We start from the raw sequence: 15,000 nt of genomic DNA, 5'->3' as shown, positions 1-15,000 counted from the left end.
AGGAGCCCCGCCCCAACACTACTGTGCGGCCTGCCTCCACTTCCATGCGGCCGGGCGCTGAGGGGCACGCGAGGACAGCCGATCCGGCGCGGCGGGAGGGTGTGCAACACGCACAGAGCTGCCAGCTGGTTCCCAGCTTGGTGCGAAAGACTTTTTCCTCGGGACATCCAGCATGAGTACAGCCCCGAATCCCTCCTACTACAGTCTCCGGCCGCACGGCCCGGAGCAGGACCGGTCGGATTCGCGGTGAGAAGGGGAACATCATGTCCAGCGTGAAAGCGGCACAGGCCGCCGTGGAGGCTGTCTCCGGAGTGGATGCTCCCGTCCTCGATGAGCACGGCAACCCGTGGGTCGCGCCGTCGTGGGAAGAGGTCGTCACCAACTACTCGCCGAAGGTCTACCGCCTGGCCTATCGGCTGACGGGCAACAAGTTCGACGCCGAGGACCTCACGCAGGAAGTCTTCGTCAGGGTGTTCCGGTCGCTCGCGAACTTCAAGCCGGGCACGCTCGACGGCTGGCTGCACCGCATCACCACCAACCTCTTCCTCGACCAGGCACGCCGCAAGACCCGGATCCGCTTCGACGGCCTCACGGAGGAGGCTGAAAGCCGCCTGCCGAGCAAGCACCCGGGCCCCGAGCGCAGCTTCGAGTTCAACAACCTCGACATCGACGTGCAGGCCGCGCTGGAGGAGCTGCCGCCGGACTTCCGCGCCGCCGTCGTGCTCTGCGACCTCGAAGGCCTCGCCTATGACGAGGTGGCGCAGGTGCTGGGCGTCAAGCTCGGCACCGTCCGATCGCGCATCCACCGAGGGCGGACCATGCTGCGCGAGAAGCTCGCGCACCGCGACCCACGCGTCTCCGGCGGGAGTGCCCTCGGCGTCCCACGGATCGCCGGTGTGGGCTAGGAACGATGCTTCATCCCCGTCGATCCCTGCAGGACCTCGTGGACGGTGAGTTGTCCGACCGCCGCCGCATCGCCGTGGAACGCCACGTCTCCCGCTGCCCTCCCTGCGCAGAGGCAGTCGCCCGCCTGCGGAGACTGAAGAGCGCACTGCTCGGCCTGAGGAAGCCGTCCCCGGATCCCGACTTCAGGCGCCGGCTGCTCGCGCCCGGCCTCGACTCCGCCCTCACCGCGCGGGAGGCGCGCACCGGGTCCAGCGCCGCTTTCGTCCGTGCCCACCACGAGCGCACCGGCCCGCCGCGCCGCCTCACGCTCGTGACGGCGGCCGGAGGCTCCGCCGTCGTCGCCACGGCCATCCTCGCCGGCGCGTACGTCGTCGGATCGGAGGCCGGTTCCGCGACGGCCGACGGCGTGACCGGGACCACCTCGCTGCGCGCGGGATGGGAATCCGTGGCGCCGCAGACCCCCACCTACCTGGACACCGAGCAGCTCGAGACGCTCCGGGCCGGAGGCTGGTACTGCCCCGAGCTCGAATCGCTGGGCTTCACGCTGCAGAGCGCGGAAGGCATCACCGTGGGCGGCAGGCCCACACTGGAACTCGTGCTCGAGAACGGCGGCGACACCGTCACCGTGTACGAGCAGCGGAAGGTGGGCGACGTCCGCGACGCGGAGACAGCGCCTGTCAGTGCCGTGACCGGCAACATCGTGACGTCGGACGGTTTCGAGCACGTCGGCGGGACCGACCGGGACGTCTGGGTGCGTTCAGGGGACCCCTGGCAGGTCGTCCTCGATTCTCCGGCGGTCACCTACACGGTGGTCTCGGACCTCCCCGCGGCCGTCATGCCGCAGACACTCAGCCAGCTCGTCACCACCGAGCACGCGCAGCTGGCGCTGTCACCCCAGGGACAGGGCGATTCGATGATGGAGCGCATCATCCGGGGGCTCTCGATGATCGCCTACCCCCGGGAGGGTGCCGGGTAGCTGCCGGTCGGTGGCCGTCCGGTGAACGCCGGGCAACGGTGCGGTGATGGCTCGACGACGGCTCGACGACGGCGGTGTGAAGGCTCGCGCGCTGCTGCCCGCCGGCCGGCGGGACGGTTCGGGCGAGTGTGTTCGGCGCAGGCCGGGAAGGTAGTCTTTTCACGTGTTGGGAATCAACGGCCTCGAACTCGTGGTCCTGGCGATCATCGCCGTCGTGGTGCTCGGCCCGGAGCGTCTTCCGGAGTACGCTGCCCAGCTCGCCCGGCTCGTGAAGGGCCTCCGGCGCATGGCGACCGGGGCCCGCGAGCAGCTCCGGGAGGAAGTCGGGCCCGAACTCGACGAGGTCGACTGGCGAAAACTCGACCCCCGCCAGTACGATCCCCGCCGCATCATCAAGGAGGCCCTCCTCGACGACATCGAGGACGTCTTCAAGCCCGTCAGCCAGGGCGCCCCGAAACCCGTGGCCGCTGCCGCGCCCGCTGCCGCCCCTACCCGCACGGCAGGCGTGTCCGTCGGAATCGGCCCGCGTCTCGAAGCGGGCCGCGCCGCGCCCTACGACCTCGAAGCGACGTAGGCCTGCCGCCTCCGGGCGGAGAAGAGCGTCAGCGGACGCTCACGGGGAGCTTCAGCCCCTCCAGCCCGCGTGGGCGCCGTGCCAGGGAGGACGCGATCGCCGTGAGTTCGTCGCGAGCCTTCGACCCGCCTGCACCGAGCACGAGCGGGATGCCGGCATCTCCGCCCTCGCGCAGCGCCATCTCCAGCGGGATGCTGCCGAGCAGGGGCACCTCCGCTCCGAGCGCCGTCGACAGGCGGGCGGCCAGCGTGGTGCCGCCGCCGGTTCCGAAGAGTTCGAGCCGCCCGCCGTCCGGCAGTTCGAGCCAGGACATGTTCTCGATGACCCCGGCCACCCGCTGCCCGGTCTGGGCCGCCATGGAGCCTGCGCGTTCGGCGACGTCCGCGGCAGCGCTCTGCGGCGTCGTCACCACGAGGAGCTCCGACGACGGCAGCAGCTGGGCCACGGAGATGGCGATGTCGCCGGTACCGGGAGGAAGGTCGAGGAACAGGGCGTCGAGGTCGCCGAAGTACACGTCGGTGAGGAACTGCTCGAGGGCCCGGTGCAGCATGGGCCCGCGCCAGGAGATGGGCTGGTTGCCCTCGACGAACATGCCGATCGAGATGACCTTCACGCCGTGGGCCACCGGCGGCAGGATGAGCTCGTCGACCCGCGTGGGCTGCTGCGTGATGCCCAGGAGCGCGGGAACGGAGAAGCCGTAGACGTCGGCGTCGACGATGCCCACCCGGAGCCCCTGGGCGGCCATGGCGACGGCCAGGTTCACGGTCACGCTGGACTTCCCGACACCGCCCTTGCCGCTCGCGACGGCGTAGACCCGCGTGAGCGAGGCCGGATCGTTGAAGGGGATGCCCCGGCGGCCCCCGGCGCCCTTCAGCTGCTCCTTCAGGGCATCGCGCTGGGCCTGGTCCATGACGCCGAGGTCGACGTCGACGCGGTCCACCCCCTCGACGGCGGACAGGGCTGCCTCGGCGTCCTGCCTGATCGTGTCGCGCAGGGGGCACCCCGCGATGGTCAGCAGGACCCTGATCCGGACGGTCCGCCCGTCGATGGCCACCGATTCGAGCATGCCGAGTTCGGTGATGGGGCGGCGCAGCTCGGGATCGATCACGGTGGCGAGGGCCTGCCGTACGGCCTCCTCACGGGGCGGGGCGGTGCTCACCGGACGGGCTTCCTCCCGGCGGGCTGGACCTTCGACAGCGCCATGGTGCTCTCCGACGGCTTCCGGGGCTTCCGTTTCTGCAGGGTCAGCTCCTGGCCGTCGGTCGTCTCGAGGAGTTCCTCGAAAATGGAGCGCAGTTCGGACCGCACGTAGTCGCGTGTCGCCACCTCGCGCAGGGCGATGCGCAGTTCCGCGATCTCCCGCGTCAGGTACTCGGTGTCGGAGAGGTTCCGCTCCGCACGCTGGCGGTCCTCGCGCATGGAGACGCGGTCGCGGTCGTCCTGGCGGTTCTGCGCGAGCAGCAGCAGGGGTGCGGCGTAGGAGGCCTGCAGGGAGAGCATCAGGGTCAGTGCCGTGAAGCCGAGGGCCGCGCTGTCGAAGCGCAGGTTCTCGGGGGCGATGGTGTTCCACGTCAGCCAGACCACGACGAACACGGTCATGTAGAAGAGGAACTGCGGGGTACCCATGAAACGGGCGATGTTCTCCGTGCCGCTGCCGAACCGGTCCGGGTTCGGTCGCAGGCGCGGGAGGATGCGCTTGCGCGCCTCACGCGGCGTATCGAGCCCACGCGTACTCGACCTGATCTTCTCAACCACGACGGTCACCTCGCTTCTGTCCTCGTGTGTCGTCCTGTGCCCGCCAGTCGTCGGGCAGGAGGTGATCCAGCACGTCGTCGACCGTCACGGCGCCGACGAGCCGGCCTTCGGTGTTGACGACGGGCAACGAGTTCAGGTTGTAGGTGGCGAGGATCCTCGACACTTCGCTCACGTTCGCCTGGTCGCCCACGGCCTCGAGGTCCGTGTCGATGATGTTGCCGAGTGGCTCGGGCGGCGGATAGCGCAGCAGCTGCTGGATGTGCACCACGCCGAGGTAGCGCCCGGTCGGGGTCTCCAGCGGAGGCCGGCACACGAAGATGGAGGAGGCGAGGGCGGGGGTCAGCTCCTCGCGCCGGACGTGTGCGAGCGCCTCCGCGACGGTCGCCTCGGGCGGGAGGATGACGGGCACGGTGGTCATGAGGGAACCCGCCGTGTCCTCCTCGTACTCGAGCAGCCGGCGTACGTCCTCGGCGTCGTCGGGCTCCATGAGCTGGAGGAGCTCCTCCTTCTGGGCCTCGGGCAACTCGTTGAGGAGATCGGCGGCGTCATCGGGGTCCATCTCCTCGAGGACGTCCGCCGCCCGCTCGCGCGTCAGGGACTGGAGGATCTGGACCTGGTCGTCGTCGGGCAGTTCCTGGAGGACGTCCGCGAGGCGGTCGTCCTGGAGTTCTCCGGCCACCTCGATGCGCCGCTTGTCGTTCATCTCGTGCAGCGCGTCGGCGAAGTCGGCGGGCTTGAGGTCGTCGTGCTGGGCGACGAACTGGGTGGCGCCCTGTGGTTCGTCGGTGGTGCCGTGGAAGGCGTCGAGCCAGTCGATGATGAGCCGCTCACCGCCTCGGCGGAGTCCGCGCAGGGGCGACGCCGAACCGCCGCGGCGCACGAAGAGCTGCGACACGTGCCAGTCCCCGGCGCGGTTGCGCTCCATCGCGATGTCCTCGACGACGGCGCTGCCCGTGCCGTCGCGCAGGGTGAGGCGGCGGTCGAAGAGCTCGGCGACCACGAGCATCTCGGCGCCACGCTGCTCGAAGCGGCGAAGGTTGACGAGGCCGGTGCAGATGATCTGGGACGGGTCCATCGACGTGATGCGCGTCATCGGCACGAACACGCGCTTCTTGCCGGGAACCTCGACCACGAGGCCCACGACCTGCGGCGCCTTGGCGGGCCCGCGGTCGAGCACGACGGCGTCCCGCAGGCGGCCGAGGCGGTCACCGAGGGGATCGAAGACATCGAGCCCCAGGAGTCGGGCGACGAAGACGCGGGTCGGGTTGGTAGTCACTGCTCTAGGCTATCGGGCGCGGCAAATCGGGGCGGTATCGCCCGGGTTCTTCCGGGAGGTGTGAGGCCGACCGGGAGTTCACCCCGGGCGATACGACTCCCATGCGCGGAGGAGGTAGGCAAGAATGGAGAGCATGTCGACACCACCACTTGGAACCACTGCCTCCCGCGACCTGGGCCGCGTGCTGCCCACGGGCGAGACCATCGGCCGGTACACGAGCTACCTGGACGCCCAGAAGGCGGTGGACTACCTCGCCGACCACAAGTTCGCGGTGCAGCGGGTGGCGATCATCGGTAACGACCTCAAGACGGTGGAGCGCGTCACGGGGCGCCTGAGCTACCCGCGGGTCGCCCTCGGCAGCGCCGCGACCGGGGCCTGGTTCGGCCTGTTCGTCGGCCTGATCCTGAGCCTCTTCGCGGGCAGCGAGTCCGGGATCACCATCACGTCCTCGATCGCGCTGGGCGCCATCTTCTGGCTGCTCTTCGGCATCCTCACCTACGCCTTCCAGCGCGGTAAGCGGGACTTCACCTCCACGAGCCAGGTCATCGCGACGAGTTACGACGTGATCGTCGATCCGAGCCTCGCCGGTGACGCGCGCAGGATGCTGCAGCAATTGCCCATGAACGGGCAGTCCCAGCACCCCGGTGCCGCTCCCTCCGGCTGGGGACAGGCCCCCGGGCAGGGCCAGCAGCCGCAGCAGCAGGCGCCCGAGCGTCCTGCCGCCTGGAACGACCCCTACACGGGCCAGCAGCCGCAGGATCCGAACCAGCCGAACCAGCCGAATCAGCCGGGTGCCGAGGGCCAGACCGCCGGTCCCGGCACCAGCGGACCCAGGCGCGGGCAGTTCCCCGACCTTCCGGACGGCCGGCCCCAGTACGGGGTCCGCGTCGAGGACCAGGCCGCCGGCAACCCCCCGGCGGACGTCGTCGGGCAGTCGGGGACGGCCGCCGGGCCCCGGCAGGACACGCCCCCTGAGGACGGCGGACAGGGCAGCCACGGCTCCTCGGCAGCGGGAGGACCGCGCTAGCGCCGAGCGGCGGACACGGCCGGCGGACACGGCCGGCTGACACGACGAAGGCAGGGACCCGGAGGTTCCTGCCTTCGTCATGTCTGCCTGCCCGGTGCGTGGAGGCGGCCCGGGGGAAGGACGGCTACTCGCCGGTGCTGCCCCAGATACCGGCCATCCAGTCCTCGACGTCATCGGGATTGCGGGGGAGGGCGGCGCTGAGGTTCACCGGACCGTCCGCGGTCATGAGGATGTCGTCCTCGATCCGCACTCCGATGCCCCGGTACTCCTCCGGGACCGCAAGGTCCTCGGCCTTGAAGTAGAGGCCCGGTTCGATGGTGAAGACCATCCCCTCGGTGAGGATGCCGTCCAGGTACAGATCGCGCTTGGCCTGCGCGCAGTCGTGGACGTCCATGCCGAGGTGGTGGCTCGTGCCGTGGGGCATCCAGCGCCGGTGGTGCTGGCCCTCGGGCGCCAGGGCCTCCTCGAGGGAGACGGGAAGCAACCCCCACCGGTCGAGGTTCTCCGCGAGGACCGTGACCGCCGCGAGGTGGATCTCCCGGAACTTCCGCCCGGGGCGGGCTGCTGCGAAGCCGGCGTCGGCGGCGTCGAGCACCGCCTGGTAGATCTTCCGCTGCACGTCGGTGTAGCGCCCGTTGACGGGGATGGTCCTGGTGATGTCGGCGGTGTAGAGGCTCTCGGCCTCGACCCCCGCATCCAGCAGGAGCAGCTCACCCGCGTTGACCTGGCCCGTATTGCGGATCCAGTGCAGCGTGGTGGCGTTGTTGCCCGAGGCGGCGATGGTGTCGTACCCGAGATCATTGCCGTCCTCGCGGGCCCGGGCGAAGAACGCGCCCTCGACCACGCGCTCGCCGCGGTGGTGGGTCAGCGCACGGGGGAGCGCCCGGACGACCTCGTGGAAGCCGTTGACGGTGGCTGCGACGGCCGCCTCCATCTGCTCGATCTCCCACGCGTCCTTGACGAGGCGCAGCTCGGACAGGGCTTCCGCGAGCACGGCGTCGAGGGCGTCGGCCTGCTCCAGGTCCACGCCCGTGTTGATGCGCGAGGTGTCCACGAGGGCGTCGGCGTTGAAGTCCACCTCGCGGAGGAGCCGGATGCTGATGCCACCGATCGCCGCGACGCCGGCGTCCTTGGTGATGGCGACCTCGAGTTCGGCGAGGTCCGCGGTCTCGAGCGCCAACTGGGCCCTGAGCTGCGCCATTGAGAGGCGCTGGCCGATCCAGAACTCGCCGTAGCGCGAGTTCGCGTAGAACTCGGCGCTGGCTCGCCCGGCGAGTTCGCGGAAGTACAGCGTCGCGGTGTGGTTCCCGCCGTCGTCGCCCGTGCCCTGGTCGACCGGCTCGAGGACCAGCACGGCGTCGGGCTCGTGGTCCAGGCCGAGTCCGGTCAGGTGCGCGAAGGCCGAGTGCGGGCGGTACCGGTAGTCGGTGTCGTTGGAACGGACCTTGAAGGGGCCCGCCGGAACCACGATGCGCTCGCCGGGGAAGCGGTCGGAGACGGTGCGACGACGGCGGGCAGCGTGCGCCGCGACGGGCGACTCGGCCGGGAGATCATCCGAAGGCGGCGCCCAGCTACTGGCCATGAACGCCTTGAAGGCGTCGGAGTCGGGCCGCTGCGAGCGGTTCTCGTTCCGGTCGGACAGCGGCTGGCCCTCCGGTGCGTCGGTGGGGTTCTGGGCTGCGAAGGTGGTGTCGTCAGTGCTCACCCCGTTATCGTCCCACCATCGTCGCGCGCCGGGAAAGTCCGGGTACCGTTCCATGCAGTTGTCAGGCCCCGCCCCGGGTACCCGTAGAGCGCCCGCGGCCCAGGGCACGCGACGGGCGGCGGTGCTGCGGCGATGGCCGGAGGGGCTGCCCGCGGCGCGTAGATTGGACCCGGTGAGAATCGATCTGCACACCCACTCCAACGTCTCGGACGGCACCGAGGACCCCGAGGTCCTGATCGCGTCCGCCGCCGCAGCAGGCCTCGACGCCGTCGCGCTCACCGACCACGACTCCACGGCCGGCTGGGACCGTGCCCGTGCTGCAGCGGCCGGGCACGGCATCACCTTCGTTCCCGGCATGGAGGTCTCGTGCCGCACGGACACCGGCATCAGCGTGCACGTCCTGTCCTACCTGCACGATCCGCTGCACGCCGGGCTGCTCGCGGAGATCGGGAAGTCGAGGACGGCGCGGCTGACGCGTGCGCAGCGGATGGTCGAGCTCATGTCGGTGGATTTCCCCATCACCTGGGAGCTCGTGCAGGAGCATGTGACCGAGGGCGCCACCGTGGGGCGGCCGCACATCGCCGACGCCCTGATCTCCCTCGGCGTCGTGGGCACGCGTTCGGAGGCGTTCGAGCGTGTGCTGACGGCCCGTTCGCCGTACTGGGTCAGCCACTACGCGCCGCACCCCGCCCACGCCGTCGCACTCATCCGCCAGGCCGGCGGGATCCCCGTCTTCGCCCACCCGTCGGCCTTCAACCGTGGAGCCGTGGTGGGCGGAGCCGTCATCGACGAGATGATCGACGCCGGCCTGCTGGGCCTGGAGATCGAGCACCGGGACAACCCCGAGAGCGCGCGCGTGGAGCTGAGGAGGATCGCCCGGCACAACGGGCTGCTCGTCACGGGGTCGAGCGACTATCATGGCAGCGGCAAACCGAACCTGCTCGGCGAGAACGTCACGAGCAGGGAGACCCTCGAGGCCATCACGGGGCTCGCGACGGGCACCGCGGTCAGCTGAGGCGTACCTGTCGGGTCAGATATGTCCGGCCGGACCTGCGGATTCGCTCAGCTGCTCCTCGCGGCGGGCTGCGTCCAGGGGGCCAGCCGGGCCCGCATGACCTCGACGGCCTGGGGGTTGCGGTCCACGCAGACGAAGCGCCGACCGAGCTTCCCGGCTACCGCGCCGAGCGTGCCCGATCCGGCGAAGAAGTCGAGGACCCAGTCACCCTCGCGGCTGCTCGCCGCAACGGCCCGCCGCAGCAGGCCCTCCGGCTTCTGCGTGGGGTAGCCCGTCTTCTCGCGGCCCGTCGGCGACACGATGGTGTGCCACCAGACATCGGTGGGGAGCTTGCCGAGCGCGGCCTTCTCGGCGGTGACCAGCCCGGGCGCCATGTAGGGCTCCCGGTCCACCTCGTCGCTGTTGAAGTAGTAGCCGGCAGGGTTCTTCACGTAGACGAGGATGTTGTCGTGCTTCGCCGGCCACTTCCGCTTGGCCCGCGCACCGTAGTCGTAGGCCCAGATGATCTCGTTCAGGAAGCACTCGCGCCCGAAGAGCGCGTCCAGCATGACCTTCGCGTAGTGCACCTCCCGGTAGTCCAGGTGCAGGTACAGGGTGCCGTCGTCGGCCAGGAGCCGCCAGGCCTCGGCGAGCCGTGGCGCGAGGAAGTCCCAGTAGTCCTCGAAGGCGTCGTCGTAGCTCGCGAGCATGCCCTTGACGGTCGCGTAGGAGAGACCCTTGAAGCCCACGCGGTCGCCCGTGCCGTCCGCGGCGCGCACCATCGTGGTCTGCTGGCGGCGCTGCACCCGGCCCGTGTTGAACGGCGGGTCCACGTAGACCATGGTGAAGGCTGCGTCCGGCAGCGTCGCGAGGTACTCCGCGTTGTCCGCGTGCACCACGAGGTTGGCGCCGTCCGCACTCCAGGGAGGCGCGGACGGCACTGGAAGCCCGGTCACCGGGGGCTAGTCCTCTGAGCCGCCGGCAGGGTCCGCGACGACCTCGCCGTTGCGGCGGCGGGTCCGGCTGCGGCGGGGGCGGTCACCCGACGGCGCCTCGCCCTCGCCCGCGGCACGACGGCGGCGTCCGCCGCCTTCCACCGCGGCATCGGACGCGGCGGGTGCTGCAGGCGCCTCGGCGTCACCGGAACGCGTCGTTCCACGGCCGCGGCCGCGGGAACCCCGCGAGCCCTCGCCGGACTCGCCGTCGCGCCGCTGTCCGCCGCGCTCGCCGGAGCGTCCGCGTCCGCCGTCGTTCCTGGAGTTCTCGTTCCGGCCGCCGTCGTTCCGGCCGCCGTCGTTCCGGCCGCTGTCCGAGCGGGTGCCACCTCCGCGCTTGCCGGTCTCGCCCAGGTCCTCGAGGACCTCTGCGTTGATGCCCGCGAGCTTGCGGTCCTTGCGGGGGAGGCGTCCCTTGGTGCCCTCGGGGATGTCGAGGTCCGTGTACAGGTGCGGCGACGACGAGTACGTCTCCACCGGCTCGGGCGTGTCGAGGCCGAGTGCCTTGTTGATCAGGCCCCAGCGGGGGACGTCGTCCCAGTCGACGAAGGTCACGGCCGTGCCCTTCTTGCCGGCACGCCCCGTGCGGCCCACCCGGTGCAGGTAGGCCTTCTCGTCCTCGGGGCACTGGTAGTTGATGACGTGCGTGATGTCTTCGACGTCGATGCCGCGCGCCGCGACCTCGGTGGCGACGAGGACGTCGATCTTGTCGCCGCGGAAGGCACGCAGCGCCTGCTCGCGGGCGCCCTGTCCGAGGTCGCCGTGGATCGCCCCGGCCGCGAAGCCGCGGTCGATCAGTTCCTCGGAGAGCTTCGCGGCGGTGCGCTTCGTCTTGCAGAAGATGATGGCGCGCCCGCGGCCCCGCGCCTGCAGGATGCGGGCCACGACCTCGGCCTTGTCCAGGTTGTGCGCCCGGTAGATGACCTGGCGGATGTCCTTCTTGGTGATGCCCTCGTCCTCGGGATCAGCGGCCCGGATATGCGTGGGCTGCGTCATGTACCGGCGGGCCATCGCAATGACGGGGCCGGGCATGGTCGCGGAGAACAGGAGCGTCTGGCGCACCGGCGGAGTCGCGGCGATCAGGGTCTCGACGTCGGGCAGGAAGCCGAGGTCCAGCATCTCGTCGGCCTCGTCGAGCACCACGATCTTGACGTTCTTCAGCACCAGCAGCTTCTGCCGGTACAGGTCGATCAGGCGGCCCGGGGTGCCGACGACGATCTCGACGCCCTTCTTGATGGCCTCGATCTGGGGCTCGTAGGCACGGCCGCCGTAGATGGTGACGATGCGGGCGTTGCGCTTCTTCGCCGCCGTCGTGAGGTCGCTGGCCACCTGGACGGCGAGTTCACGGGTGGGCACGATGACGAGTGCCTGCGGCGCACCCGGGACCGGGAGCTTCTCGTAGCCCGCGTCCTCCGGCCCGACGACACGCTGGATCGCGGGGATGCCGAACCCGAGCGTCTTACCCGTTCCGGTCTTCGCCTGGCCGATGATGTCGTGTCCGCCGAGGGCGATCGACAGGGTCATGGCCTGGATGGGGAAGGGGTGCGTGATGCCGGCATCGGCGAGGGACTCGACGATGTCCGGGCGGACGTTGAAGTCCGCGAAGGTCTCGGCGACGGGCGCGTGCGGCGCCTCGGTGGTGACGAGGGTCTCCTCGACGTCGATGGCGTCGGCCGAGTTGTCGGCGACGAGGTGGTGCGAGTCGGTTGCCGTGGCGATGTCTGTACCCAGGGCGGTGTTCGTATCGTGATCTGTGTTGTGCACGTTCTACCGTTCATTCAGGCCACGCGGCCGCTGAGGCTCGACGCCGGGATGGATTGACATCTCGTGCGGAGCGTATCGGCGGGCGCGGGGCGTCCAGTGGAAGCCGATCGCGGGCTTGCGACTGCGTGCGGGCTGCGGAGGGAGACCTGCGCCCGCGGGAAAACTCGGGATCGAGTAGGTACTTCGGGTTATCGAAGATGTGATAACGACCGGGCATCCATTACTACGCGTCAAGACTACCCTGCCCACACCTGCCGCGCGTCATTGCGGGCTGCGCGGGGGCGCGTCCGTCGGCTTGACCTCGAAGCGGAGGCGGCGGCGCGCGATGTCCGCTTCCAGCAGGATCACCGTGACGCGCTCTCCCGCCACGAGTTCGCCGTAGCACTTCGCCTCCAGCGGGGGCTCGGTGACCTGCACCGTCCCCGAAAGGCGGGGAGCCTGCCGGCCGGGGGCATCCTCGACGGCGGGCGGCGCGCCCTGGAGCACGACGGCGGAGAACGCCTCGCCGATCCGGTTGCTCAGCAGTGCGGCCTGCACGGCATCCATGGCGCCGGAATCCAGCCGGGACGCCGTCTGGTTGGAGGACGCCATCAGTGTGTTGAGGTCGGGGAGAGCCGCACGGACCGGCTCCGGGACCTCCTCGCCGGCACAGATGGCCGCGCACGTGACGAGCACGAACCGGTCCACGAGGCGGCGCAGGGGGGCTGTGGTGTGCGCGTAGGGTGCGGCGATGGCCGACTGGACGACGGCGTCGGGCACCTCGCCGTCGAAGGCGGTGTAGCCGGCACCCCGGAAGAGTGCCGCTGCCGCATGCATCAGGGCGAGCTGCCGCGGGTCGGTGACGTCGAGCGTGCGGAGGAAGGCACCGTAGGGCATGTCGGCGGGCCAGGGGTGCTCGAGCGCCTCCGACTGGCGGCGGAACTTGCCGAGCGCACCCTCGTCCGGTTCCGGCATGGTGCGCAGGATGCCGATCCCGCCGTCGATCATCATGCGTGCCGCGGCCATCCCCGTCATGAGCGAGATCTGTGCGTTCCAGCCCTCGCAGGGGAGGGCCGGCTCCGTGATGATCCCGTAGCTCTCGCCGTCGTGCGTGATCTCCTGGCGTGGCAGGTTCAGGCTCGCACCGCCGCGGTCCAGTTCCTGCTGGACGCGGAGGGTCCCGATCTCCTGCAGCAGGACGAGTTGTTCGTCCGCCGTGCCGGCGTCGAGGTCCGCCTGCACCTGGGCGTAGGTGAGCTGCCGCCTGCTGCGGACGGTCGCGCGGCCGACGGTGACGGACTGCACGACCGCTTCGGCGTCGAGCAGGAAGTGCCAGACGAAGGCCGGGCGGTCCCGGGCGGGGAGGAGGCTCGCGGCGTTCTCGGAGATGACCTCCGGGTGCATCGAGATCCGGCCGTCGGGCGCATACATCGTCTGGCCGCGCAGCCGCGCCTCGGCGTCGACGGCTCCGCCCGGCGCGACGAAGAGGGGGACGTCCGCGATGGCGTACCAGACCTCGTAACCGCCCGTGCCCGCCGTGCCGTCAGCGCCCGTACTCCTGCTGCGCGTCAGGTGCACGGCCTGGTCGAGGTCGGTCGAACCGGGCGGATCGATCGTGAGGAAGGGGAGGGCCCGAAGGTCGGTGGGATGGAGTTCGTGGGCGGCCACGGCCGCCTCCGCCTCCCGCAGGACATCCTCGGGGAAGTCCTCCCGGATGCCGAGTTCTTCGCGCAGCGCCCGGAGCGATGCGGTGAGGCGCTGCTGGGACTCCCGGTCCCTGAGGTCCATATGCTGTGCTGGCACAGGCCTTACGGTAATGCACCCTCCGGACATCGGGCACGTGAAAACTCCCTGCACCCGCCGGGGGGACCAGGAGGCCGCCCCGCAGCAGGCCCCGGAGCCGCGCAGCAGCTTGCCGGGCCCCTCCGATTGCGTACTCTTAGCAGAATGAACAACGGCTCCCCGGACAGCACAGCCCTCTCCGCCGCCGGGCCGGACGACGGCGCGCCGGTCGGAACACCGATGCAGCCGGAGGCTCCCGCCGTTCCTGCCAGCGCCGCAGAGGATGCCCTCGCCAATCCCCGCTACGCCCGCTTCGTCACCGACCTGCTCGGGGTCATCGCGTACGGCGAGCTGTCGGGCTTCGAACGTCTCTCGTCGGACGCCAGGTTCTCGCCCAGTCTCGCCGACCGCGCGAGCCTGGGCCGGCTCGCCGTGCAGGAATTCGAGCACTTCGAGCTGGTCGGCCGATTCCTGGCAGAGCTGGGAGTCACGGTGGAGGACGCCATGGCGCCCTTCCAGGCGTCCGTCGACGCCTTCCATGAGCGCACGCGCCCGGGCGACTGGTACGAATCCCTCATGAAGGCCTATGTGATCGACGCCTTCTCCGGCGACTTCTACCGTTCCCTGGCCGACACCCTCGATCCGCGGTCGCGCGACCTCATCAGCACCATCGACTCGGGAGAGGGCGCGGCCCACCTGCAGCGGCGCCTCAAGGAAGCACTCGCGGACGATCCCCGGCTCGCCTCGCGCCTCGCGCTGTGGGGCCGGAGGCTCGTGGGGGAGGCGCTGACCCAGGCGCAGCGCGTGGGCATCGAGCGCGAATACCTCGCGGGCCTGCTGTTCGCGAACGAGGCGGACCAGACACAGCACACGACAGCGCTCTTCTCGCAGCTGACACGCAACCATTCCCGGCGCATGAGCGCCCTCGGGCTCACCGCCTAGGTCCGCTACGCATGGAAGGACCCGCGGCAGGCGGCGTGCGCCGTCGTCCGCGGGTCCTCGTGCAGCGAAGCTCTCCTGCTAGAGCGCGCCGAAACCGACCCGGCGGGTCTCCTCTGCGCCGATCTCGACATAGCCGAGGACCGACGTCGGGACGATGACCTGGCGGCCCTTGGAATCCTTGAGGCGCAATTCGGAGCCGCCGCTCATCGCAGCGGCCACGAGCTCGGCGATGGCGTCGGCGCTCTCGGCGGAATCGAGGATGATCTCCCGGTTGACGTTCTGGATACCGATCTTGACTTCCACGGCGCATGCCTCCTGTGTTGTG

At 70.4% G+C, this 15,000-nt stretch carries 14 protein-coding genes; 6 read left to right on the top strand and 8 right to left on the bottom strand.

Going from position 1 to position 15,000, the window contains the following annotated elements; all coding sequences use genetic code 11:
• Positions 1–263: 263 nt before the first annotated feature.
• The 3 genes from sigE to ACIQCY_RS03520 all read left to right on the top strand — a co-directional run bounded on the left by sigE (position 264) and on the right by ACIQCY_RS03520 (position 2,456).
• On the top strand, positions 264–905 hold the full coding sequence (gene sigE, locus ACIQCY_RS03530; protein WP_400482511.1) for an RNA polymerase sigma factor SigE: 642 nt from the start codon (positions 264–266) through the stop codon (positions 903–905).
• Between the two features lie 5 nt (positions 906–910).
• Complete coding sequence (locus ACIQCY_RS03525) at positions 911–1,882, top strand: anti-sigma factor family protein (protein ID WP_400482510.1); 972 nt, start codon at positions 911–913, stop codon at positions 1,880–1,882.
• 163 nt (positions 1,883–2,045) lie between these two features.
• A complete protein-coding gene (locus ACIQCY_RS03520; protein WP_400482509.1) occupies positions 2,046–2,456 on the top strand; it encodes a Sec-independent protein translocase TatB in 411 nt (136 codons plus the stop codon).
• 28 nt (positions 2,457–2,484) lie between these two features.
• Here ACIQCY_RS03520 and ACIQCY_RS03515 read toward each other — a convergent pair whose 3' ends face one another.
• From ACIQCY_RS03515 to ACIQCY_RS03505, 3 genes are read right to left on the bottom strand one after another with little or no spacing between them, the layout of a single operon-like run.
• Complete coding sequence (locus tag ACIQCY_RS03515; RefSeq protein WP_400482508.1) at positions 2,485–3,615, bottom strand: Mrp/NBP35 family ATP-binding protein; 1,131 nt, start codon at positions 3,613–3,615, stop codon at positions 2,485–2,487.
• The gene (locus tag ACIQCY_RS03510; RefSeq protein WP_400482507.1) at positions 3,612–4,211 is read right to left on the bottom strand and encodes a DUF1003 domain-containing protein; all 600 of its coding nucleotides are present in this window, start codon (positions 4,209–4,211) and stop codon (positions 3,612–3,614) included. Before ACIQCY_RS03510 ends, ACIQCY_RS03515 begins: the two co-directional genes overlap by 4 nt.
• Positions 4,204–5,487 (bottom strand): magnesium transporter MgtE N-terminal domain-containing protein, encoded by a 1,284-nt coding sequence (locus ACIQCY_RS03505; RefSeq protein ID WP_400482506.1) that lies wholly within the window; start codon positions 5,485–5,487, stop codon positions 4,204–4,206. Before ACIQCY_RS03505 ends, ACIQCY_RS03510 begins: the two co-directional genes overlap by 8 nt.
• Before the next feature lie 133 nt (positions 5,488–5,620).
• On the opposite strand from ACIQCY_RS03505, the gene ACIQCY_RS03500 reads away from it, so the two are divergent.
• Positions 5,621–6,514, top strand: coding sequence for a general stress protein (locus tag ACIQCY_RS03500; RefSeq protein WP_400482505.1), 894 nt, complete (start codon positions 5,621–5,623; stop codon positions 6,512–6,514).
• Positions 6,515–6,638: 124 nt separating this feature from the next.
• On the opposite strand, the gene ACIQCY_RS03495 is transcribed toward ACIQCY_RS03500, so the two are convergent.
• Positions 6,639–8,273, bottom strand: coding sequence for an aminopeptidase P family protein (locus ACIQCY_RS03495; protein ID WP_400482504.1), 1,635 nt, complete (start codon positions 8,271–8,273; stop codon positions 6,639–6,641).
• A 118-nt stretch (positions 8,274–8,391) separates the two neighbouring features.
• Between ACIQCY_RS03495 and ACIQCY_RS03490 the strand changes: the two genes are divergently transcribed.
• Positions 8,392–9,234, top strand: a complete 843-nt coding sequence (locus tag ACIQCY_RS03490; protein WP_400482503.1) for a PHP domain-containing protein — start codon at positions 8,392–8,394, stop codon at positions 9,232–9,234.
• Between the two features lie 47 nt (positions 9,235–9,281).
• On the opposite strand, the gene ACIQCY_RS03485 is transcribed toward ACIQCY_RS03490, so the two are convergent.
• From ACIQCY_RS03485 to ACIQCY_RS03475, 3 genes are all read right to left on the bottom strand, one after another.
• Positions 9,282–10,169, bottom strand: a complete 888-nt coding sequence (locus ACIQCY_RS03485) for a DNA-methyltransferase (protein WP_400482502.1) — start codon at positions 10,167–10,169, stop codon at positions 9,282–9,284.
• Positions 10,170–10,175: 6 nt separating this feature from the next.
• On the bottom strand, positions 10,176–11,927 hold the full coding sequence (locus ACIQCY_RS03480) for a DEAD/DEAH box helicase (RefSeq protein ID WP_400482786.1): 1,752 nt from the start codon (positions 11,925–11,927) through the stop codon (positions 10,176–10,178).
• Between the two features lie 306 nt (positions 11,928–12,233).
• Positions 12,234–13,754 carry an RNB domain-containing ribonuclease gene (locus tag ACIQCY_RS03475; protein WP_400482501.1) on the bottom strand — a complete coding sequence of 507 codons (1,521 nt, stop codon included), beginning with the start codon at positions 13,752–13,754 and terminating at the stop codon, positions 12,234–12,236.
• A 219-nt stretch (positions 13,755–13,973) separates the two neighbouring features.
• On the opposite strand from ACIQCY_RS03475, the gene ACIQCY_RS03470 reads away from it, so the two are divergent.
• Positions 13,974–14,675: a ferritin-like fold-containing protein gene (locus tag ACIQCY_RS03470; protein ID WP_400482785.1), complete on the top strand. Its 702-nt coding sequence runs from the start codon at positions 13,974–13,976 to the stop codon at positions 14,673–14,675.
• A 78-nt stretch (positions 14,676–14,753) separates the two neighbouring features.
• Here the strand turns inward: ACIQCY_RS03470 and ACIQCY_RS03465 are convergent, their stop codons facing one another.
• The gene (locus tag ACIQCY_RS03465; protein WP_400482500.1) at positions 14,754–14,978 is read right to left on the bottom strand and encodes a DUF3107 domain-containing protein; all 225 of its coding nucleotides are present in this window, start codon (positions 14,976–14,978) and stop codon (positions 14,754–14,756) included.
• Between the last annotated feature and the right edge of the window lie 22 nt (positions 14,979–15,000).

It is taken from the genome of Arthrobacter sp. NPDC092385 (assembly GCF_044755105.1).
Taxonomy (GTDB): Bacteria; Actinomycetota; Actinomycetes; order Actinomycetales; family Micrococcaceae; genus Arthrobacter_D.
The sequence above is the reverse complement of the archived record's forward strand: the minus strand, read 5'-3'. Positions and strand labels throughout refer to the sequence as shown.